The organism is Roseateles koreensis (genome assembly GCF_028595305.1).
GTDB lineage: Bacteria > Pseudomonadota > Gammaproteobacteria > Burkholderiales > Burkholderiaceae_C > Paucibacter_A > Paucibacter_A koreensis.
The window spans coordinates 49937-71421 of record NZ_JAQQXS010000010.1 but is presented as its reverse complement, the minus strand read 5'-3'; the positions used below and the strand labels follow the sequence as shown (position 1 = coordinate 71421).

Sequence of the window (21485 nt, the reverse complement as noted above, 5' to 3'; positions counted from 1 at the left end):
CCCAACCCAGCCGCCCGGCCGGTTTTTCTTGTGGCCAAACGTTCACCTAGAGATCATTGCAGGTCAGTGACCAATGCCTGTCGAGCCGAAACCTCCTTGTCCGCGTTCGCTCGGTGCAGTGAACTCGTCGACGACGATAAACGTAGGACGGACAACCGGCAGGAATAGCATCTGTGCGATTCGGTCGCCCGGATTGATCGTGATATCAAGACCAGAGTTGACTGGATTTCTGTTCCAGGCGCTCACAAAGCACTGCGCCGTGTAGTCTGCGTCAATGAGCCCGGCACTATTCCCGAGTACCAGCCCCTTTTTGTGCCCGAGTCCGGATCTCGGAAGAATCACTGCGCAGAGATCGCTGGAATTCATGTGCAGCGCGATCCCGGAAGGGATAAGAACCGCAGGCTCCTGCGGTCTTAGTGTGATCGGCTCGTCGATGCACGCCATCAGGTCAATTGCACCGGCAAGCGCGGTCTGGTACTGCGGCAGGCCCCACTGACGAAGGCGACCGTCCATGATCTTGATTTCTATAGTGGGTTTCATTTCTCTCGCCATTTCAAAAGATCTTCGACCAGAATGTAACCGTCGGCAGAGTTGCTCTGGTCTTGCCTGCGTTGGGTACCGGGCAGAGGAAGGGCTTCGGGTCTTGGCAGTCCTAGTGTTGACCTTGGCAAGGGTGTGCCGCCCAGCATTTCACCGAAAGCGTTGCATTTACAGATGTGCGCTCATTGGAAAATTGATCGACAGCGACTACCAAGGCCAGTTGATGGTCAGTTGCTGGAATCGCGGGCAAACTGCCTTCGTCATCCAGCCACTGGAACGCATTGCGCAACTGGTGCTGGTGCCGGTGGTGCAGGCCGCATTCCGCCGGGTGGATGAATTCTCTGACGCCTCGCAACGCGGCGAGGGCGGCTTCGGTTCAACCGGCAAGCATTGAGGGCCGCGGGGAGGTGGCCCCGCGGGCAGGTTTTAGTGCAATGCCGTATCCGGTGGGGCGCCGCCGATCACGCTGAACACGGCCTCTCCCAAGGTGCCGGCTTCGATTTCGGCGTCAGTGGCCTCACGCACGTCCACCACCTTGAGGTGCATGCGCAGGCCAATACCGGCCAGCGGATGGTTGCCGTCCAGCATGACATGCTCCGGGTAGACGTCGGTGACGGTGTAGATCATGTCAGCGGGCATGTCTTCGGTGGCGGCGCCTTCGGGCAGGCCTTCAATCTGCATACCGGGCTCGACTTCGTCGGGGAACAGGGTGCGCGATTCAAAGCAGACCAGGTTCGAGTCGTAGTCGCCAAAGGCGTGCTCGGGTTCAAGTGCCAAGCTACCTTGGTAGCCTTGCTGTTGATCAAGCAGGGCCTCTTCGACTTTGGGGAAAAGGTCTTGGCCGCCGTAGAAAAACTCCAGGGGCTCGTCCAATTCGTCAATCAATTGACCTTGGGCATCTTCAAGTCGCCAGGTCAGGCTGACGACGCAGGGGGCAGAAATTCGCATGCCCGTATTGTTTCATATTGCGTTGCCTCAGTCGTTTGGCGGGCTTTGCGCGGAGAATGGTGGCCATGGATATTTCAATTGCACTCCCCTTGCTAGGCGGCTTGTCGCCAGCGCAATTCATGCGCCGTTACTGGCAAAAAAAGCCGCTGCTGGTTCGCCAGGCGATGCCAGGCGTCAAACCACCAGCCACCCGCGTCGAGCTGGCCGCACTGGCGGCCAGCGAAGATGTGGAGTCGCGCTTGGTCAGCGCGTTTGACGGACGTTGGTCCCTGCGTCAGGGGCCGATTGCCAAGCTGCCGCCTTATGCCAAGCCGGCCTGGACCTTGTTGGTGCAGGGGCTGGAGCAACATGTGCCCGCCGCTTACGAGATGTTGAAGGATTTCCGTTTCGTGCCCGAAGCGCGGCTGGATGACTTGATGATTTCCTACGCCAGCGATGGCGGCGGCGTTGGCCCGCATTTCGATTCTTACGATGTGTTTTTGATTCAGGTGCAAGGGCAGCGCCGCTGGCGCATTGGCCGGCAGCCTGACGCGCAGTTGCGTGATGACGTGCCCTTGAAAATCATTGCCAACTTCGAGCCCGAGCAAGAGTTTGTGCTGGACGCGGGCGACATGCTGTATTTGCCGCCGGGTTGGGCGCATGACGGCGTGGCGATCGGAGAATGCATGACTTGCTCGGTGGGTTTTCGCACGCCTTGGCGGGCAGAATTGGCCAAAGATTTGTTGAGCCGTTTGATGGACGACGAGGACCAGCATTACGCCAATAAAATGTATGCCGACCCCAAACAGCCTGCCACGAGTACACCGGGGTTGGTGCCAGCGCAGTTGCTGGAATTCGCACGGGATGCGGCAGAGCGTGCCCTGCGTGAACCCTTGGCGCTTGAGCGTGCACTGGGCGAGGCCATGACCGAACCCAAACCGCGGGTTTGGTTCGATGCCGGAGCGCCGCTGCCTGAGGGGTGCAACGCGGCACTGGATCGGCGCAGCCGCATGTTGTATGACACCGCGCACATCTTCATCAATGGCGAGTCTTTCCGCGCCAGCGGGCGTGATGCCCGATTGATGCGTGAGTTTGCAGACCACCGCGTGTTGACGGCTAAACAACTGGGGCAGTTGTCTGAAGGCGCGCGTGATTTGCTCGAACAATGGGCCGAAGACGGTTGGGTGCGCCCGGCTTGAAAATATTCGCCAGCAATGGGGGGCGCCTGGCCCTGCCGTCTCACCGTATCCCCCTGTGATTCCCAACGGGGGCTTTCCCCTCATGTGCAGGAGAGCTTATGGCGGATGACTCAGAGAACCAAGCCGAGATCAAAGCGGTCGTACCGCCTGCGTCGCCATTGCTGCTGGGTGCCTTTGAGGGGCGCCAGGCATTTTTGTCTGTGCTGGCGGCGGCGATTGTCGAACATGCCCGGCCTGATGGTTGCCGGGAAATGTTCTGGATGGATGCGAGTTTCTCCGACTGGCCCTTGTCCGATGCCTCTGTGCTGGCGGCTTTGCGTGGCTGGGCCAAGCCGGGCCGGCGTTTGCATTTGCTGGCGCAGCAGTTTGATGAGGTGTCTCGCCGTCATCCCCGTTTTGTGCAATGGCGGGGCCGATACGGCCATTGCGTGACGGCGCATGCCTGTGACGTGGATGCCTGGCCGCAAGGCCATTCGGCGCCGGCCGCGATGTTTTTGGCCGAAGGTGCTGACCTGACTTTATCAGTCAGTTTGCGGGATACGATTCGCTGGCGAGGAGTGATTGCAGCGGACCGGGTGTCTGCCCATCATTTGCGTGTGAAATTTGACGCGAGCTTGCAACGATCTTACGAATCATTTGCTGCAACAACCTTGGGGCTGTGATTCGTGACAAAAGTACCGGCTATACTTGTAGGCTAGGCGATGGAAGCGCTCGAGGTTTCCTCGTCTTGTGACGCCGAAGTACGCGGTTGATCGATTCTGACTGAAGTTATGAAGAATTGAAACCACCGTGATGCTTCAAAAATTACCGGTAATTGCATCGTCGTTTAACGAATTTTGAGGACAAGTATGAACAAGTCGATCCTGTTGGCTACCCTGTTGGCTGCTGTTGCCCTGACCGCTTGCGGCAAGAAGGAAGAAGCCGCTGTTGTGGCTCCCGTGGCTGAAGCCGCTTCGGCAGCCGCCAGCGCTGTTGACACCGCTGCTTCCGCTGCTGCTTCCGCAGTCACCACCGGTGCTGAAGCTGCTGCTTCCGCCGTGGTTGACGCTGCAGCTTCTGCTGTGGACGCTGCCAAGAAGTAATCGACTTTCGTCGGTTCTCTTAAAAAACCGCCTGGCGCAAGCCCGGCGGTTTTTTTATGCGCGCTTCGGATGCGCGATGGTGTGACGGTGCAGGCGCTCAGCCCAAGTCAAACCAGGGCGACCCTCGGGCCTGATGCGCGACCGGGATGTCGCTCAAATTGCGGCCTAAAACATCGGCGATCGCCTGGGCAGCGAGCTCCGGGCGATTGTTGCGTTCGCTCAGGTGGGCGGCAATCACTGTGCCCAAACGCGGGTGCATGCATTGCATCAACAGGTCGGCCGCCTGATCGTTGGACAGATGGCCATGGGTGCCCGAAATGCGTTTTTTCACGCTGGCGGGGTAGCTTGAGCCTTTGAGCAATGTGGCGTCGTGATTGCATTCCAGCAGCAGCGCATCACACGCTTGCAGGGCTTGGATCACGCGGGCACTGGTGCAACCGAGATCGGTGACCAAGCCCAGGTGGCGTGCGCCGTCGCTGCAGCGCAGGTGCAGAGGCTCCTGGGCATCATGCGGGACAGCGAAAGGCTGCACCTGCAGATCACCGAGCGCGATGCCCTCGGCGTCACGGGCGAAGTGAAGCAGCGTGTGGTCAAAGTCGGGGTTGCCGATGGCGCGCCAGGTGCCGCGGCTCGTCCACAACGGTATGCGGTGGCGTTGGCTCAACGCGAGTGCGCAGCCCACGTGGTCGCCGTGCTCGTGGGTGATGAACACGCCGTTCAGTTGGTCAAGGCCGCTGCCTGCACGCTCCAAGCGGCGGGTCAGCTCGCGCAGGCTGAAGCCGCAATCCACTAGCAACTGGGTGCGGGTGATGCCCTGGCTGGCTTCCACCAAAGTGGCATTGCCGCCGCTGCCACTGCCGAGACTACAAAATCGCATGGATTTTCGGGCGTTGATTGCCTTGACGCATCATGGCCAAAATACAAACGCCACCGGCCTGAAAGGCGGTGGCGTTATTGGGGTGGAACGGGTTGTCAGGCGCAGGGTCAGTGACGAATCAGCGCAGGTCATCCATCAGCAAATTGAGAATGCGCTTGGCAATCTCGTTAGTCTGTTTCTGGCCTTTGTCGTCCAGAACCGAGACGGTGCTGCGCTCGCCTTCGGACTTGACGGCTACGCGGTAGCGCACCTTGGCTGCACCACCCTCATCTTTGCTGAACAGGCGTTGGAAGAAATTGGGCTCGTCCTTGCCGGCTTGATTGGGATCGGCGTAGCGCAGGAAGAACAGCCCCTGCTTGCGGTCGCGGTCTTCCACGGTGAAGCCGTGGCGATCCAACGACTGGCCCACACGGCGCCAAGCGCGCTCAAAGCCTTCGGCCACTTGCAGTTCGTCGGGTACGTCGGCCAAGCTGCGATTCTTGGGGGCATCCACGCCAGCGGCGGCCACTTGAGCCACAGGGGCGGAGGCTGCGACCAACGCGGCCTTGGCAGCTTCATCTTTGGCGCCGAGTTTCAGCATCAGGCGCGAGAGCATTTCACTCTCCAGCAATGGATCGCTGGGGCGGGCTTGCCAGGCGGTACTTTCTTTTTGCTGGTTGGTGTAGACCTCTTGCACACCCTTGTGGGAAATATAGATGTCGGTGCCACCCTTTGCATTGCGCTCGACGCGGGTGCGGAACATGTCGCGTTCACCGGACGAATACAAGTTGTCGAACACCTTGCCGATGGTGGAACGGATGATGTCCTGCGGAAGCTTGGCGCGGTTCTCGTTCCAGTTGGTTTCCATCAGGCCTACGTCGGCTTGCTCAGTGGTCAGCTCAAAGCCGCGTTCCGTCCAAAAATCTTTCACGGGTTGCCACAGTTGCTCAGGGCTGAGGTCGGTGTGCAACCAGCGCACGTTGCCATCACGCTCCAGGCGGATATTGCCTGCAGCGTTGAGTGCTACCGTGTTGTTGGCCGCCGGTGCCATGCTGGCCGAGGCGGCCTTGCCGGCGGCGCTTTGTTGCAGCGCCGCTGCGCTGACCACGCCACCGCTTGCCGGGTTGCGGTTGTCGCGCGCCAACTGAGTCAGGTCAGGCGGTACGTCCAGGCCGGTGGTTTGTTTGGCACCGCTGCGGTAGTCCACCTTGTCGGAGGAGATCACTTTGTCGATGGACGAGCAGCCGGCTGCCGCCAACGCGCTCACCAGGATCAGCGAAGTCAAGCGCAGCGTGGGATGCTGCAAGGGAACATTTGAGGAACGAGTCACGCTAGACATCTCCGGGGGTCAAGGCTGCGGCTGCGGTGAGCGATTGAGGCAGCGGCTTCAAGAAAACGGTGGGGCGATTAGAGCAGATGACGATGGGCCGTTTTGCAAAGGCTTGTAAAAGCCAAACAAGGGCAGGGCGCATGTGCGCCGCCGCACTCAAATCAGGCCGCTGTCTTTCATGGCTTGTTCGACCAGGGCCTGACCGGCCGGTGTTAGGTCGGTGATGGGCAGGCGCATGGTCGGGTTGATGCGTCCCAGCTTGGCCAGCGCCCATTTGGTGGGGGCCGGGCTGGACTCGCAGAACAAGTTCTTGTGCAGGCACAGCAGTTGGAAGTGGATGCGACGCGCCGTGGCAATGTCGCCAGCCAGGGCTGCCTTGCACAATTCATGCATAGCGCGGGGAGCCACGTTGGCCGTGACGCTCACATTGCCGTGACCGCCCAGCAGCATCAGTGCGATAGCGGTGCCGTCGTCGCCGGAGTAGATCGAGAAGCCTTTAGGGGCATTCTTGATCAAATATGCAGCGCGTTCGATATTGCCCGTGGCTTCCTTAACGCCGAACACGCCGGGCAGCGAAGCGCAGCGCAGGGCAGTTTCAGGCGCCATATCGGCCACCGTGCGACCGGGCACGTTGTAGAGCATCATGGGGATGTCTACGGCTTCGGCGATGGCCTTGTAGTGCTGATAGATGCCTTCTTGAGAAGGCTTGTTGTAGTAGGGCACGACAGACAGTGTGCAGTCGGCCCCGACTTCTTTCGCATAACGGCTCAGCTCAATGGCTTCAGCCGTGCAATTGGCGCCGGTGCCGGCCATGATGGGCACCCGGCCTTTGGCATGCTCGACCGCCGCGCGAATGATTTCGCGGTTTTCTTCCATGCTGACCGTGGGCGACTCGCCGGTGGTACCGACGACGCCAATGCAGTCGGTGCCTTCGGCAATATGCCAGTCGATCAGTTTGCGCAGAGTTGGGTAATCTACGCTGCCATCTTCAAGCATCGGCGTCACGAGCGCGACGATGCTGCCAACTAGTCCGTTCATTGAGCATTCCTTCTAATCGGCTGATTCTACTCAGCCGGAGCCCGCTTTATCGGCCGGGTAGGGCATATCGCAGGAAAACCCCGTCATCCGCGGGCGGGGCGCGAACTGCGGCAACGCGCTGGACGTAGCGGCCGTTGACCGGCGGAGCAATTTTTGTGTCACCGGGCGGTAACTCGGCGCCGGGCTCGAAGCCGTCTTCATAGCCCACCACACGCAGCCCCTGGCAGATTTGCAGCAATTCGCCGGGACGCAATAAAAACTCTGCGCGAGACGGCCGGCCGATGACATGTTGCCCCAAGGCGAAAGTCTCGTAGATCAGCCAGCCGCCCGGCGCAACGGCGGCCAGGATGCGGGGCAACAAAGGGCGCCAGAGGTAGTTTGTGACCAGCACGAGGTCAAATTGCCGATCCGCCAAGGGCCAGGGGCCGCCCTCGAGATCGGCTGTGATGATTTCGGCCAATGGCTGAAGCGGTGCCGTGGCCGCTGCGTCACGGTCAACACCCGTGACCCGCAGGCCAGCCTGGGCGAGCCAGCGCACATGGCGGCCCGAACCGCAGGCCACGTCAAGCGCCCGCGCACCGGGCATCAAGGTCTGAGGCCAGCGCAACAACCACGGCGATACCGCAGGGGGCAGCGATGCAGCGGGCGTTGGGTGCAAGGGATGCGTTGTCAAAAGCAGGCCCAAAGTTGTTCAGAAAGCGTGACCATCAGTTCAGGCCGCACATAAGCGAAAAACACCAGGCCCAGCGCGGTGGCGCACAAGAGCCACAGTCCAAGCCGCCACCGCGCTTTCATGCCGGCACGGCTTGGCGGGGAATGGCGGTTTCACGCACCGGCAGATTGACCAGTGCGGCCATCACCCCCAAGGCCACCGCCAGCCACCAGACAATGTCGTAACTGCCCGAGAGGTCGTACAGCCGCCCGCCCAACCAGACGCCCAGGAAGCTGCCGATCTGATGGCTCAAGAACACAAAACCGCCGAGCATAGACATGTGCTGCACACCGAAGATCTGCGCCAGCACCGCATTGGTGGGCGGCACCGTCGACAGCCACAGCACCCCCATCACCGCCGAAAAGATGTACACGGAGTTGGGCGTGAGCGGCACGTTCAAAAAGGTGACGATGGCCACGGCGCGCAAGGCGTAGATGCTGGACAGGATGTAGCGCTTGGGCATGTGCTGGCCCAGCGAGCCCGCCGCATAGGTGCCGACGACATTGAACAGGCCAATCAGGGCCAGCGCGTAGGTGGCCACTTGCGGGCTCAAACCGTGGTCCTTCAAGTAACTGGGCATGTGCACGCCAATGAACACCACCTGAAAGCCGCAGACAAAGTAGCCCAGCATCAGCAGTTGGAAGCTGCGGTACCCGAAGGCCTCGCGCAGCGCCTGGCCAATGCTTTGGTGGTGGGGGTGCAGCGTGGTCGCGCCCTTGGGCTCGCGCAGGCCCAGTGCCAGGGGGATGATGAACAAGGCCGCACCGCCCAGAACGAACAAAGCGTTTTGCCAGCCAGTGTGCCCGATCAGCCAGTTGGAGGTGGGCACCATCAAGAACTGGCCAAAGCTGCCTGCCGCTGCGGCCACGCCCATCGCCCAGGAGCGTTTATCAGGGGCGACATTGCGGCCAATCACCCCGTAGATCACCGCATACGTGGTACCCGATTGTGCGATGCCCACCAGCAAGCCGGCGCTTGCCATGAAGGCCAGCCCCGAACTGGATACACCCATCAGCACCAGGCCCAGCGCATAGAGCAGGCCGCCCATCACCAAGACCCGGAAGGGGCCAAATCGGTCGGCCAGCATGCCGGTGACCGGGCCGGTAATGCCCCAGGCCAGGTTCTGTACCGCCAGGGCGAAGGAGAAGGTCTCGCGCGTCCAGCCGCGATCCATGGTGATGGGTTGCAACCACAGGCCGAAGCCGTGTCGGATGCCCATGGACAGGGTCACGATCAAGGCGCCGCACAGCAGCACTTGATTCATGGAGAGTTGGGCCGAGGGCTGGGCGTTGGGTGGGGCGGTGCGTGTCATGCCGCGACTCTAGCCGGGTTTGAAAAGCCCGGCCGGCCAGCGGACAAAAGCGGGGTGAAAGGCTGCGGCTGTGGCCACGTCACCATCAGCCGCCAGCTCACCAGTGCGCTGGCTCATTGGCTCATTGGCTGAGGATCCGCCCCTGTTTGACACGCATCTGGATGTGGTCCAGGGTTTCCAGCTCTTTCAGCGGATTGTTTTTGAGCAGGAGGAAGCTGGCCTCGCAGCCCTCGTCGAAACAGCCAATTCGCCGCTTCGGGAAGAGCGCCTTGGGCGTGTCGATCGTGGCGATGCGCAGCAAGTTGGCGCGCTCAATGACACCCAGCGCATCAAGTTGGCGCAGTTCTGCCAGCGCCGTGCCACTGTAGAGGTCGGAGCCCAGCAGCAGCGGCACCTTGGCCTCCTGCAGGCGCTGCAGATTGTCCGCTTGCAGCAGCCGCACGGCGGCCAGCGTGGCCTCGGGCATGTCGAAGTAACGGGAGGCGGCAATGGCGGTGATGACGCTGACGCGGCGGCGCGCGGCCTCGGCACTCGCTTCAGCGGAAATGCGGTAGCGCTCGGCATGGCTGCCGTCAAAGAAAACCAAGCCAGGCAGACGCGCCAGCATGTCCACCCCGGCTTGCACGGCCAGGTTGAAGTCGGCCGCGGTATCCGCCTGCGCCACTACCTTGAGCCCGTCTTGGTGGGCGCGTTTCACGATGGCCGGCACGACCTCGGGCCGCAAGCCCAGGCGCCCCCATAGTTTGGGGTCGTTGCGCAACTCCGGGCTTTCGCTGCGGCTGATGATCAGCTTGACCCAGTCGGTCTTGCGCGGTGTCACTTGTGGCCATTTTTTGTCCACGTCCGCGGCGCTGTCCATCACTAGCACTGCTTTGTCGATGAATTCGTCCGCCTTGGCTTTGCCTTCATCCCCAACCAGCTGCGCCAGCGGTTGGCCGTCGGACGAGGTGATGCAAACCGTGCTGAAAATCACCTCGGGCGAAGCCGCCTGTGTGGCAATGGGGCGTATCTCCGCAATGGCTTTGGGCTCGCCGCATTGCATGGCCGCGTAGAACACGCCATCGCGCAGATAGCTGGGGGCGAAGCGCGCAAAACCCCACAGGGTTTGCAGGTTGTGGTTGTGTGCATCGGCCAGCGGCGGCAGCAGGAACAGGCCTTTGAAGTCCATCAATCGTTGCGGCTTGCCCTTGGGCCTTTTGTGGGTGAAGCGGCCATCTTGCACATACAAGGTGCCTTGTTGAAAGCCTTTGCCGTCAAACCACTGGGCGTTTTTCAGCACCATGCTCAAAGGAGCGGTGGCGCTGAAATAGGGCGTTTCGGGGTCGGGCAGGGGGGCGGGTACGGGGTTTGCCGGGGCTGCGCAGGCGGGCCGGGCCGATAGGCTGGTCAAACCGATCAGGGCGGCCAAGGCGGCCAGAGCGGTACTCAGGCGAATAGCGAGTGGCATTGCGGTGAGGAATCGGGAGCTCATGGGGTGGGCATGCTAATCCACCCTGGCCCGGCACCCTAGAATCCTGCCCATGGCGACCAAAGCAAGCAATTCTTCCAGTTCATCCCCTTCGTCCTCTCCCGGCAGCTACGGTGAGGCATCCATCCGCGTGCTCAAAGGCCTGGAGCCAGTCAAGCAGCGCCCGGGCATGTACACCCGCACGGACAACCCGCTGCACACGATTCAAGAAGTGATCGACAACGCGGCCGACGAAGCTTTGGCGGGTTTCGGCAAGCGCATTGACCTGATTCAGCACAGCGACGGCTCGGTGACCATTGCCGACGACGGCCGGGGCATTCCCTTCGGCCTGCACCCTGAAGAAGGCGTGCCCGTGGTGGAGATCGTCTTCACACGCCTGCACGCGGGCGGCAAGTTCGACAAAGGCTCAGGCGGCGCCTATAGCTTCTCCGGCGGCCTGCACGGGGTGGGCGTGAGCGTGACCAACGCACTCGCCAAGCGCCTGGAGGTGACGGTGTGGCGTGAAGGGCAGGTGGCCACGCTGGCCTTCGAGAACGGCGATGTGGTGGAGCCCGTGACGGCACGCAAGGCTGAAAAGAGCGACCGCAAGCAGGGAACGACGGTGCGCGTTTGGCCCGATGCCAAGTATTTTGAAAGCGCCGATCTGCCTAAACATGAGTTGGTGCATTTGCTGCGCAGCAAGGCCGTGCTGATGCCAGGTGTCATCGTCACGTTGACCCAAGAAAAAACTGGCGATGTGCAGACCTGGACTTACAAGGCCGGTCTGCGCGACTATCTGATGCAGACGCTCAACGCCGAGCCCTTGATCACGTTGTACGAGGGCGAGCAATACGCCGGCAAGGCCGAGACCGAAAACTTTGCCGAAGGTGAAGGCGCCGCCTGGTGCGTGGCCTTCACCGAAGAAGGTGCGCCGATGCGCGAGAGCTACGTCAACCTGATCCCCACCGTGGCGGGCGGTACGCACGAGTCGGGCTTGAAGGACGGTTTGTTTGGCGCCATCAAGGGCTTCATCGAGCTGCACAGTCTGCTGCCCAAGGGCGTGAAGCTGATGCCCGACGATGTGTTCTCCCGCGCCAGCTTTGTGTTGTCCGCCAAGGTGCTGGACCCGCAGTTCCAGGGCCAGACCAAAGAGCGTCTGAACAGCCGTGACGCGCTGCGGCTGGTTTCCGCTTATGTCAAACCTGGCTTGGAGTTGTGGCTCAATCAGCACGTGGACCAGGGCAAGAAGCTGGCGGAATTGGTCATCAAACAGGCTCAGACCCGCCAGCGCGCCGCACAAAAGGTTGAAAAACGCAAAGGCTCCGGCGTGGCCGTACTGCCCGGCAAGCTGACCGATTGCGAGAGCCGCGATCTGCTGCACAACGAGGTGTTTCTGGTCGAGGGCGACTCCGCCGGTGGCAGCGCCAAGATGGGCCGCAACAAGGAGACGCAGGCCATTCTGCCCCTGCGCGGCAAGGTGCTCAACACCTGGGAGGTGGAGCGCGATCGCTTGTTCGCCAACAACGAAATTCACGATATTTCTGTGGCGCTGGGCGTCGACCCGCACGGCAAGAATGACTCGCCCGACCTGAGCGGCCTGCGCTACGGCAAGGTTTGCATCTTGTCAGACGCCGACGTTGATGGCTCACACATTCAAGTGCTGCTCTTGACCCTGTTCTTCCGCCACTTCCCCAAGCTGGTTGAGGCCGGCCACATCTACGTGGCACGCCCGCCCCTGTACCGGGTGGACGCCCCAGCCCGTGGCAAAAAGCCCGCCGCCAAGATCTACGCCCTGGACGAGGGCGAGCTGACCGCCACCCTGGACAAGCTGCGCAAGGAAGGCGCACGCGAAGGCAGTTGGAGCATCAGCCGCTTCAAAGGCCTGGGCGAGATGAGCGCCACCCAGCTGTGGGACACCACGCTGAACCCGGAAACCCGCCGCCTCTCGCCAGTGTTTTATGGTCAGCTGAGCCTGGGTGAAACGGAAGTCGCCATCAACAAGCTGATGGGCAAGGGCGAGGCTGCCTCGCGCCGTGAGTTGATGGAAATCAATGGCGACTCCGTCGAAATCGACATTTGATGCCATGACGGATTCGCCGCGCATCCACCTCCGCCCCACCATGTTGTCCGACCTGGACTATGTGGTGTCGGTCGAGCAGGACGCCGTCAATCGCCCCTTCATCACGCCCTGGGACCGGGTGCAGCATGAGGGGGCCTTGCGCTTTCCGGATTCGCGCCATTTCATCATCGAAACCTGTGAGCAGGGCCAAGCCGCGCAAAGGGCCGGTTATGTCATTTTTCAGGGTTGCCGCAACCCACATGGTTCGGTGGAGCTTAAGCGCATCGTGCTGATGCCCAAAGGGCAGGGGCTGGGTCGTGCCTGCGTTCGTCTGTTGAAGAAATTGGCCTTCACACAACTGCATGCACACCGGTTGTGGCTGGACGTGAAGGCCCTCAATCAGCGCGCTTTGAAGCTCTACCAAACCGAAGGCTTTGTCGAAGAGGGCCGCTTGCGCGAGAGTGTGCGCGTGAACATCGAAGGGGCCGACGGCTACGACAGCTTGATCGTTATGTCCATGCTGGACCGTGAGTACCAGGCCCGCGTTGCGCTGGGCGAGGAGCAGGGATGAGCGTGCGCCGCCTTTCGACGGTCATCACGGTGGCGCTGTTGCTGGGCATCACCGCTCAGGCGCCTGCACACGCTGAGCTGTGGAGTTATGTGGACGGTACCGGCGTGGCCCACCTGGCCAATGCGCGCTTGAACGGCCAATACAGCCTGGTGCTCGGCGACGCGGGCGGCAGCGGCGCAAGCCCCGGAGACAGGCGGGTGCCCGGCAAGACGGATGGCAGCCTGGGCTTGATGGCCTGGCTTGAAATTGCCCCTGAGGTCAAGGCGGTGCAGCCCTTTTTGCGCGAGGCCGCCGCCACCCACGGCGTTGATATGGAATTGCTGAAAGCGATGATCGCCGTTGAGTCGGGCTACAAGCGCGACGCCTTGTCGCCGCGCGGGGCAGTCGGGCTCATGCAAATCACTGCCCCTGCTGCTTTGCGTTATGCCGATGCGGGCACGGCCAGCCTGGAATCCCGCTTGCTGGACCCGCGCACCAACATCATGACCGGTGCCCGCATGCTGGCCGATCTGATTCGACGTTATGGCCGCATTGATGCGGCCCTGGCCGCCTGGAATGCGGGTGAAGGCGCGGTGCGCCGCGCGGGCGGCAATATGCCGCCCATCGCCGAAACCCAGGCCCATGTCCATTTGGTGCTTGAGCTGTATTGGGCCCTGTTGCAAAACAGCCTGCCCCTGCAAGCGCAGCACTTGAAGATTCACTCTCCCTGACCATGAACCAAACCCCCATTGATTTTGATGCCGAGGAGCCGTTGGCACCAGCGGCCGCGCCTACGCATTCAGCGCTCCCAACGCCTCCTCTCCCTCCTGCCCCTCCGGCGCCACCCATCCCCTCGGGGGGCGCTGCAGATGAGCCTAGCGATGCCTTGACGCTGGGCCACTATGCCGAGCGCGCCTACCTTGAGTACGCCCTGTCCGTCGTCAAGGGCCGAGCCTTGCCCGACGTCTGCGACGGCCAAAAGCCTGTGCAACGCCGCATCCTCTACTCGATGGAGCGCATGGGCCTGAGCTTCAGCGGTGCCACCGGGGCCAAGCCGGTCAAGGGCGCGCGGGTGGTGGGCGATGTGCTGGGCCGCTTTCACCCGCACGGGGATCAGTCGGTCTACGACGCTTTGGTGCGCATGGCGCAAGACTTCTCGCAGCGCTATCCGCTGATCGACGGTCAGGGCAATTTCGGCAGCCGTGACGGCGATGGCGCGGCGGCCATGCGATATACCGAGGCCCGCCTCGCGCCCATCTCGCGCCTGCTGCTGGATGAAATCGATGAAGGCACGGTGGACTTCGCGCCCAATTACGACGGTTCCACCCAAGAGCCGCGTCAGTTGCCGGCTCGCCTGCCTTTTGTGCTGCTCAATGGTGCCAGCGGCATTGCCGTGGGCATGGCCACCGAGGTGCCCAGCCACAATCTGCGCGAGGTGGCCGCCGCTGCCGTGGCCTTGTTGAAGAACGAACACCTGCCGGACGAGGAGTTGTTCACCCTGCTGCCGGGGCCGGACTACCCGGGCGGTGCCCAGTTGATCAGCTCGGCCGAAGATATCCGCTCGGCCTACCAGTCAGGGCGTGGCAGCATGAAGCTGCGCGCCCGTTGGAAGATCGAAGACCTGGCCCGGGGGCAGTGGCAATTGGTGGTCACGGAGTTGCCCCACGGCACCAGCTCTCAGCGTGTGCTGGAGGAGGTGGAGGAGCTCTCCAACCCCAAGGTCAAGGCCGGTAAGAAGGCCTTGAGCCAAGAGCAGCTGCAACTCAAGGCGAGTTTGTTGGCGGTGTTGGACTGCGTGCGCGACGAGTCCAGCAAAGACGCCCCGGTTCGTCTGGTGTTCGAGCCCAAGAGCCGCACCGTCGAGCAACAAGACTTGATCACCACCTTGCTGGCCCACACCAGCCTGGAGACCTCTGCCTCGGTCAACCTGACGATGATTGGCGCCGACGGCCGCCCGACTCAGAAGAGCCTGCGGCAGATGCTGACAGAGTGGCTGGGCTTTCGCCAAGCCACGGTGCAGCGTCGAACGCAGCACCGTTTGGACAAGGTATTAGCCCGCATCCATGTGCTCGAAGGCCGGCAGCTTGTGCTGCTGAACATCGACGAAGTCATACGCATCATCCGCAATGCCGACGAGCCCAAACCGGCGCTGATCGAGCGCTTCCGCCTGAGCGACCGGCAGGCCGAAGACATTCTTGAAATCCGCCTGCGTCAATTAGCCCGCCTGGAGGCGATCAAGATTGAGCAGGAGCTCAAATCCCTGCGTGAAGAGCAGGGCAAGTTAGAAGACATTCTGGGCAATCCCGGCGTGCTGAAGCGCACCGTGATCAAAGAAATCGAGGCCGACGCCAAGCAATTCGGCGACGAGCGCCGCACCCTGATCCAGGAAGAGAAAAAAGCCACGGCCGAGGTTCGCATCGTGGACGAGCCGGTCACGGTGGTCGTCAGCATGAAGGGCTGGGTGCGTGCACTCAAAGGACATGAGGTCGACCCGGGTGCCTTGGCCTTCAAGTCGGGCGATCAGCTTTACGGTGTGTTCCCGTGCCGCAGCGTGGATCCGCTGATTGTGTTTGGCAGCAACGGCCGGGTTTATTCAGTGCCGGTCTCCGTGCTGCCTGGCGGGCGTGGCGACGGGCAACCTATCACCACCTTGATTGAGCTTGAATCTGGCACTCAAATTGCGCATTACCTGGCCGGTGCGGCAACCCAGCGCCTGGTACTGGCTGGCACCGGCGGCTTTGGTTTGATTGCCACGGTGGCGGACCTCATCAGCCGTCAAAAAGCGGGCAAGACCTTCCTCAGCGTTGAAGGGGATGAGAAACCGTTGCCGCCCGCGCTTGTGCCGGCGACCGAAGTGCTGGGCGTGCAACTGGCCTGCTTGTCGCTGCAAGGCCGTTTGCTGACCTATTCGCTCGATGAGTTGAAGCACCAACCCAAAGGCGGTCGCGGCTTGACCTTGATCGATCTGGAGCCCAAAGACGCCTTGCTGAGTGTGGCCGCCTTCACCCAAAGCCTGATGGTCGTGGGTACCGGACGCGGCGCCAAGCCCAAGGAAGAACTGCTCAAGGGCGTTGGCTTGGCCAGTTATGCCGGCAAACGTGCGCGCAAGGGCCGGGCCGTGGACGCCTTCCAGAAAGTCTTGCGGGTGCTGGTACCTTGAACTGAAAAACTGGGGTCATGAAAAACTGGGGTCAGAGTCGATTTAATTGAGCTGATTAATTCGACTCTGACCCCATTATTTTGTCCAGCTGGCGTAGGGGTGGGTTGCGAGCTGTGAGTTGAAGTAACGCGTATCTTCAGTGACCTCAGCGCCCAGCCAGGGCGGTGCTTCAAAGGCTTGATCGGCCGATGCCAACTCAATCTCGGCGACGATCAGGCCAGCGTTGGCGCCTAGGAATTCGTCCACTTCCCAATCCATGCCGGCAAAGTGGATCACGTGGCGAATCTTGTCGATCAGCGGGCCGTCGCAGAGGGCAAGCATTTCTCGCCCGTCCGCCACGGGAATCTCGTACTCGTACTCCGCCCGGCTGGCCCCAGCGTTGCGACCTTTGATGGTGAGCCAGGCTTGCTCGCCCACCACCCGCACACGCACGGTACGTGCGGGGTCACGGCTGAGGTAGCCCTGGCTGAAGCGGCGCCCGGCGGCTTGCTTCCAGGCGTCAGCGGTGACGAGGAATTTGCGCTCGATCTCAAAGCCCATGTTGCAAGTGCCTTCAGGCGCGATGGGCCAGAGCCGTGGCGCATTCGCGGACCAGGGCCGGGCCTTGGTAGATCAGTCCGGTGTAGATTTGGACCAAATCTGCGCCGGCGTCGAGTTTTTTGAGCGCGTCGCCGCTGCTCATCACGCCGCCCACGCCGACGATGGGGTAGCCGGCGCCCAGCGTTGCTCGCAGCAGGCGAATAACCCGATTGCTGGCCTCGAACACTGGCTTGCCTGAAAGCCCACCGGTTTCTTCAGCATGCGGCAGGCCTTTGACTGCCTCGCGGGCAATGGTGGTGTTGGTGGCAATCACGCCGTCGATGCCGTTGGCTTTCAAGGTTTTGGCAATGACGCCGACCTGGCTCTCGTCGAGGTCGGGGGCGATCTTCACGAACATGGGCACGCGGCGTTGTTGCTGCTCTTCCAGCTTGAGCTTGCGCTCTTGTAACGTGGCGAGCAGGGCGTCGAGCGCGGCGTCGCTCTGCAAGGCCCGTAGATTTTTGGTGTTAGGGCTTGAAATATTGACCGTGATGTAGTCGGCGTGGGGGAATACGCCTTCCAGGCAGATCAGGTAGTCGTCCACCGCATTTTCAATCGGCGTGGCGGCGTTCTTGCCGATGTTCAGGCCCACCAAGCCGCCTGCGGCGCGAAACGTGCGGGCGCGCTGCACATTGGCCAAAAAGCTGGCCAGGCCTTCATTGTTGAAGCCCAGCCGGTTGATCAAGGCTTGTGCTTGCGGTAGGCGGAACATGCGCGGCTTGTCGTTGCCGGGCTGGCCTTTCGGGGTGACCGTGCCGACTTCGATGAAGCCGAAACCCATGGCACCGAGACCATCGATGCAGCGGCCATTTTTGTCCAGGCCGGCGGCCAGGCCGACGCGGTTGGGGAATTTCAAGCCGGCCAAGGTCAAGGGATCGTTCACCCGGGGCTGCGACCACAGGCATTGCGCCGGTGTGTTTTGCAGCTTGGCGATGCTGGCCAAGGTCAGCTCGTGGGCGTGCTCGGGGTCGATGCCGAACAGGAAGGGGCGGGTCAGGGCGTAGGGAATCAATGACATGCGTGGATTGTCGCATCGTCGCGTTAAGCCGCAGGCACCGGATGCCTGCCCGGCGCCCACTTTGTCAGGCCACGTTGGGTTCTTCGACTTGGTGATGGACGCGAATCATGTCGGTTAATTTGTCGGTAGCCAAAATCTGTTGGAGGTTGAGCAGGAGCGCATGGGTGCCGTTTACGTTGAGCATGCCCTGCACAAATTCACGCGCCACAGAAACGCCCATGCTTGGCACGACTTCGATGCTTTGCGCGGGCACCTCCAGCACCTCGTAGACGGCATCCACCAACAGGCCGGCGGTGAAGCGCGCTTTGCTGCCGTCCATGGCAATGATTTCAACAATCACGATGGCGGTGCGACGACCTATCGGTGAACGCCCTCGATCGAACCGTGCGCTCAAGTCAATCACGGGCACCACGGCGCCCCGCAAATTCATCACACCCATCACAAAGTCTGGCGACTGCGGAATCGGCGTCAGGCGTGCCATTTCAAGAATCTCCCGCACCGCCTCCACGGGAATGACCATGTCTTCTCCAGCACAGGCCAGGCGTAACAGTTGCCTAGCTTGCCCCGACTCAGGGGTGTGCGCATCTCCTTTGAGTGCCATGGCAGGCCCCTCAGAAGGGCTTGAAGTGGCTTTCGTCCACCTCATCGCCGCCACTTGACTTGCTGCCGGCTTTTGGGGCGCTCCAGGCGGGAGGCGAAGTCTTGCCGACGCGTTGGCGTGGCCGCGTCTCGGTACTGCTTTGCGCCGCGCTGCGGCCTCGGCCGCCACCGCTGCGACCACCGCTGTCGCCGTTGTCAGCCAGTTGGAAGTAATTCATCAAATCCTGCAACTGAGCGGCCTGGGCCGAGAGTTCTTCTGCCGTGGCAGAGAGCTCCTCCGAGGCCGATGCTGTTTGCTGCGTGGCACTGGAAAGGTGGTTCATCGACCCGGTGATTTGGCTGACACCGCCTGATTGCTCCCCGGAGGCTGCGGCGATTTCCTGGACCAGTTCACTGGTCTTTTGGATGTTCGGCACCATATTTGTCAGCAGCGTGCCGGCTTTCTCAGCCATTTGCACGCTGGAGCCAGCGAGTGCGCCTATTTCCTGGGCGGCGACCTGGCTGCGTTCGGCGAGTTTGCGGACTTCGGCAGCCACCACGGCAAAGCCCTTGCCGTGTTCGCCCGCGCGGGCGGCCTCAATGGCGGCGTTCAGGGCGAGCAAATTGGTCTGGTAGGCGATGTCATCGATGATAGAAATCTTCGACGCAATGGACTTCATTGCGTCAACAGTCATGCCCACCGCCTGTCCGCCATCCATGGCTTCTTTGGCCGCCTTGTTGGCCATGCCGTCAGTGACGTTGGCGTTGTCCGCGTTTTGCTTGACGCTGGCGGCCATTTCTTGCAGCGCGGCGGTAGTTTCCTCGACATTTGCGGCTTGCTGGCTGGCGGAATGCGACAGCGATTGCGAGGTCTGCGAAACCTGATCTGCCGCTGCGGTCAGTTGATCTGCCGCAGCGCTGACTTCGCGGATCGTGCCACTGACGGTTTCGACCAGGGTATTGAATTTTTCACCCAACATGCGGAAGAAGGATTCTTTGCCCTCCAACTCGATGCGGCGTGAGAAGTCGCCCTGCGCGGCGCCGTCCACCATGGCGCTCACTTCAACTTCGGCCGCCACTTCAGCGGTGCGGTCCTTCCATTCCACAACCGTGCCCAGGCGCGTACCTGCGGCGTCGTGGATGGGGTTCGCGATCAACGAGAAGTGAAGGGTGCCGACCTTGATGTTGGTGCTGTACTCACCCTTCAACCCGGCTAGCAGATTGCGTTGGTGGCCGGGGTTGCGGTGGAACTGGTCGAAGTTCGACCCGACGATGCGGCGTGCGTCGAATTGCGGCAAGACTTTGCGCAAGTCCGCCTCGTTGTGGAGCATCATCTTCGCCACCGACTGGTTGTTGTAAATCACGATGCCGTCGGTGTCTGCCATCATCACATTGGTCGAGCAGATGTCCAGCGCCTGCTTGATGCGGGCGTTCTCTGCGGCCATGCGCTCTTCGGTTTCTTTGGCAGCCAACTCGGCGGTCATGTCCCTCCACTCAACCACGGTGCCCAGGCGTTGGCCAGCGGCGTTCATGATGGGGTTGGCGATCAAGGAGAAGCGCAGCGCCCCGACCTTGATGTTGGCGCGGTATTCGCCGGTCAATTTGCTCAGCAAGTTACGCTGGTGTGCCGGGTTCTTGTGGAAGGCGTCGATGTTCTGGCCGATCAATTGCTTGGCGTTGAAGGCTGGCAGCTCACGGCGCAGATCGGCCTCGTTGTTCTGAAGCATCGTCAGCACCGAGTGGTTCATATACGTGATGTGGCCCTCGGGGTCGGCCATCATCACGTTGGTTGAGCAGATGTCCAGGGCCTGCTTGATGCGGGCGTTGTCGGCGGCCATGCGCTCCTCGGCTTCCTTGGCAGCCAGCTCGGCGGTCATGTCCTTCCACTCAACCACGGTGCCCAGGCGCTGTCCCGAGTTGCTCATGATGGGGTTGGCAATCAGCGAGAAGCGCAGCGACCCGACCTTGATGTTGGCGCGGTACTCACCGGTCAGTTTGTTCAGCAAGTTACGTTGGTGGGCTGGGTTCTTGTGGAAAGCGTCGATGTTCTGGCCCATCAACTGTTTGGCGTTGAATGCGGGCAAATCCTGGCGCAGATCGGCTTCATTTTTTTGCAGCATCGACTGCACCGATTGGTTCATGTAAGCAATATGCCCTTCGGGGTCGGCAATCATCACGTTGGTGGAGCAGCTGTCCAGTGCTTGCTTGATGCGGGCGTTTTCGGCTGCGACTTTGTGGTCGCGCTCTTGGCGCTCTCGCAGCGCGGTTTGCATTTGCAGCAAGCTCGCAATCAGATCGGACAATTCGTCCTTGCCTTCTACTTGGATGTCGTTGTTCAACTGGCCTTGACCAATCGCATTGGCAAACTTGCCTGCGGCGAGGACAGGGCGGGTAATGCTGCGCGCCACCCACCAGCCCGCTGAGAGGGAGAGGACAACGGCCACGGCGATCAAGCCCAGCGCAAGCAAACGCATGCTGGCCACTGCGCTCGTGCTGTTGTCGTTGCCGGACTGAGCCAACTTCAGATTGATGTCGAGGACTTCGCTGAGAATTTCGTCGGCCCTGTTGAAGGCCGGGCGGCCTTTGTCCCGCATGGCGTCGCTGGCTTCATTCGCCTTCTTGTTGGCGATGAGTTGCAGGATGTCTTTCTCAGCCTCCAAATAGCTTGGCCATAGAGCGTCGAAGCGCTTCAACGCGTCGACCTCGTCCGGTGTCAGGTTGGTCTTGCGATATTTATCCAGCCGGGCGCCCAATTTTTTCAGACGCTCCCCGTTCTCGTTGAATACTTGCTGCTCGGTTTGAACATCAGGCTGGCTGATGGCGCGATAGACGGCGCGATTCATTTGCAAAGCCAGCGACTTCGCCTCGGATACATCAACAACTGGCGTGAGTTGGTCGTTGAACATGCCGTTGATCATGCCCCCAAGCTTGTGCATGTTGACCAAGCCCAGAACGCCCAGCGCCACGCTCAGTAGGGCGCCGATGAGGGTGGTCAACATGATGCGTTGCCCGACCTTGATGTTGCTGATCCAGTTCATGTCTTCTCCTTGAGCAGTGCTGTCTTCTCGCGTCAAAATCAATCACGACTCGTGGCGTG

At 61.3% G+C, this 21485-nt stretch carries 19 protein-coding genes and 1 pseudogene; 8 read left to right on the top strand and 12 right to left on the bottom strand.

What is annotated here, in order from left to right:
- Positions 1-63: 63 nt before the first annotated feature.
- Positions 64-552: a dUTP diphosphatase gene (gene dut, locus PRZ01_RS12355; protein ID WP_409993846.1), complete on the bottom strand. Its 489-nt coding sequence runs from the start codon at positions 550-552 to the stop codon at positions 64-66.
- 169 nt (positions 553-721) lie between these two features.
- On the opposite strand from dut, the pseudogene PRZ01_RS12350 reads away from it, so the two are divergent.
- A pseudogene (locus tag PRZ01_RS12350) lies at positions 722-934 on the top strand (dUTP diphosphatase); the annotation flags it as partial.
- 32 nt (positions 935-966) lie between these two features.
- Here PRZ01_RS12350 and PRZ01_RS12345 read toward each other — a convergent pair.
- On the bottom strand, positions 967-1488 hold the full coding sequence (locus PRZ01_RS12345) for an FKBP-type peptidyl-prolyl cis-trans isomerase (RefSeq protein ID WP_273597097.1): 522 nt from the start codon (positions 1486-1488) through the stop codon (positions 967-969).
- A gap of 65 nt (positions 1489-1553) precedes the next feature.
- Between PRZ01_RS12345 and PRZ01_RS12340 the strand changes: the two genes are divergently transcribed.
- The 3 genes from PRZ01_RS12340 to PRZ01_RS12330 all read left to right on the top strand — a co-directional run bounded on the left by PRZ01_RS12340 (position 1554) and on the right by PRZ01_RS12330 (position 3748).
- The gene (locus tag PRZ01_RS12340) at positions 1554-2666 is read left to right on the top strand and encodes a JmjC domain-containing protein (RefSeq protein ID WP_273597096.1); all 1113 of its coding nucleotides are present in this window, start codon (positions 1554-1556) and stop codon (positions 2664-2666) included.
- Between the two features lie 98 nt (positions 2667-2764).
- A complete protein-coding gene (locus tag PRZ01_RS12335) occupies positions 2765-3328 on the top strand; it encodes a hypothetical protein (RefSeq protein WP_273597095.1) in 564 nt (187 codons plus the stop codon).
- A gap of 186 nt (positions 3329-3514) precedes the next feature.
- The gene (locus PRZ01_RS12330; protein ID WP_273597094.1) at positions 3515-3748 is read left to right on the top strand and encodes a hypothetical protein; all 234 of its coding nucleotides are present in this window, start codon (positions 3515-3517) and stop codon (positions 3746-3748) included.
- Positions 3749-3845: 97 nt separating this feature from the next.
- Here the strand turns inward: PRZ01_RS12330 and PRZ01_RS12325 are convergent, their stop codons facing one another.
- The 6 genes from PRZ01_RS12325 to PRZ01_RS12300 all read right to left on the bottom strand — a co-directional run bounded on the left by PRZ01_RS12325 (position 3846) and on the right by PRZ01_RS12300 (position 10467).
- Complete coding sequence (locus tag PRZ01_RS12325) at positions 3846-4625, bottom strand: MBL fold metallo-hydrolase (protein ID WP_273597093.1); 780 nt, start codon at positions 4623-4625, stop codon at positions 3846-3848.
- Positions 4626-4743: 118 nt separating this feature from the next.
- Positions 4744-5934, bottom strand: a complete 1191-nt coding sequence (gene bamC / locus PRZ01_RS12320) for an outer membrane protein assembly factor BamC (protein WP_409993844.1) — start codon at positions 5932-5934, stop codon at positions 4744-4746.
- A gap of 156 nt (positions 5935-6090) precedes the next feature.
- Positions 6091-6972 carry a 4-hydroxy-tetrahydrodipicolinate synthase gene (gene dapA / locus PRZ01_RS12315; protein WP_273597091.1) on the bottom strand — a complete coding sequence of 294 codons (882 nt, stop codon included), beginning with the start codon at positions 6970-6972 and terminating at the stop codon, positions 6091-6093.
- A gap of 46 nt (positions 6973-7018) precedes the next feature.
- Positions 7019-7645 (bottom strand): class I SAM-dependent methyltransferase, encoded by a 627-nt coding sequence (locus PRZ01_RS12310; protein ID WP_273597090.1) that lies wholly within the window; start codon positions 7643-7645, stop codon positions 7019-7021.
- A 118-nt stretch (positions 7646-7763) separates the two neighbouring features.
- Positions 7764-8996, bottom strand: a complete 1233-nt coding sequence (locus PRZ01_RS12305) for an MFS transporter (protein WP_273597089.1) — start codon at positions 8994-8996, stop codon at positions 7764-7766.
- Between the two features lie 121 nt (positions 8997-9117).
- On the bottom strand, positions 9118-10467 hold the full coding sequence (locus PRZ01_RS12300) for an amidohydrolase family protein (RefSeq protein WP_273597088.1): 1350 nt from the start codon (positions 10465-10467) through the stop codon (positions 9118-9120).
- A 49-nt stretch (positions 10468-10516) separates the two neighbouring features.
- On the opposite strand from PRZ01_RS12300, the gene PRZ01_RS12295 reads away from it, so the two are divergent.
- Genes PRZ01_RS12295 through parC form a run of 4 tightly spaced genes read left to right on the top strand, consistent with a single transcriptional unit; the run spans position 10517 to position 16212 of the window.
- On the top strand, positions 10517-12523 hold the full coding sequence (locus PRZ01_RS12295) for a DNA topoisomerase IV subunit B (RefSeq protein ID WP_273597087.1): 2007 nt from the start codon (positions 10517-10519) through the stop codon (positions 12521-12523).
- A 4-nt stretch (positions 12524-12527) separates the two neighbouring features.
- Positions 12528-13073, top strand: a complete 546-nt coding sequence (locus PRZ01_RS12290; protein ID WP_273597086.1) for a GNAT family N-acetyltransferase — start codon at positions 12528-12530, stop codon at positions 13071-13073.
- Positions 13070-13783, top strand: coding sequence for a lytic transglycosylase domain-containing protein (locus PRZ01_RS12285; protein ID WP_273597085.1), 714 nt, complete (start codon positions 13070-13072; stop codon positions 13781-13783). The genes PRZ01_RS12290 and PRZ01_RS12285 overlap by 4 nt, the downstream gene beginning before the upstream one ends.
- Positions 13784-13785: 2 nt before the next feature.
- A complete protein-coding gene (gene parC, locus PRZ01_RS12280; RefSeq protein WP_273597084.1) occupies positions 13786-16212 on the top strand; it encodes a DNA topoisomerase IV subunit A in 2427 nt (808 codons plus the stop codon).
- Between the two features lie 75 nt (positions 16213-16287).
- On the opposite strand, the gene PRZ01_RS12275 is transcribed toward parC, so the two are convergent.
- The 4 genes from PRZ01_RS12275 to PRZ01_RS19255 all read right to left on the bottom strand — a co-directional run bounded on the left by PRZ01_RS12275 (position 16288) and on the right by PRZ01_RS19255 (position 21426).
- Complete coding sequence (locus tag PRZ01_RS12275) at positions 16288-16752, bottom strand: CYTH domain-containing protein (RefSeq protein WP_273597083.1); 465 nt, start codon at positions 16750-16752, stop codon at positions 16288-16290.
- A 13-nt stretch (positions 16753-16765) separates the two neighbouring features.
- Positions 16766-17809, bottom strand: coding sequence for a quinone-dependent dihydroorotate dehydrogenase (locus tag PRZ01_RS12270; RefSeq protein WP_273597082.1), 1044 nt, complete (start codon positions 17807-17809; stop codon positions 16766-16768).
- A gap of 64 nt (positions 17810-17873) precedes the next feature.
- Positions 17874-18410 (bottom strand): chemotaxis protein CheW, encoded by a 537-nt coding sequence (locus PRZ01_RS12265; protein ID WP_273597081.1) that lies wholly within the window; start codon positions 18408-18410, stop codon positions 17874-17876.
- Positions 18411-18420: 10 nt separating this feature from the next.
- Positions 18421-21426, bottom strand: a complete 3006-nt coding sequence (locus tag PRZ01_RS19255) for a methyl-accepting chemotaxis protein (protein ID WP_338111468.1) — start codon at positions 21424-21426, stop codon at positions 18421-18423.
- Between the last annotated feature and the right edge of the window lie 59 nt (positions 21427-21485).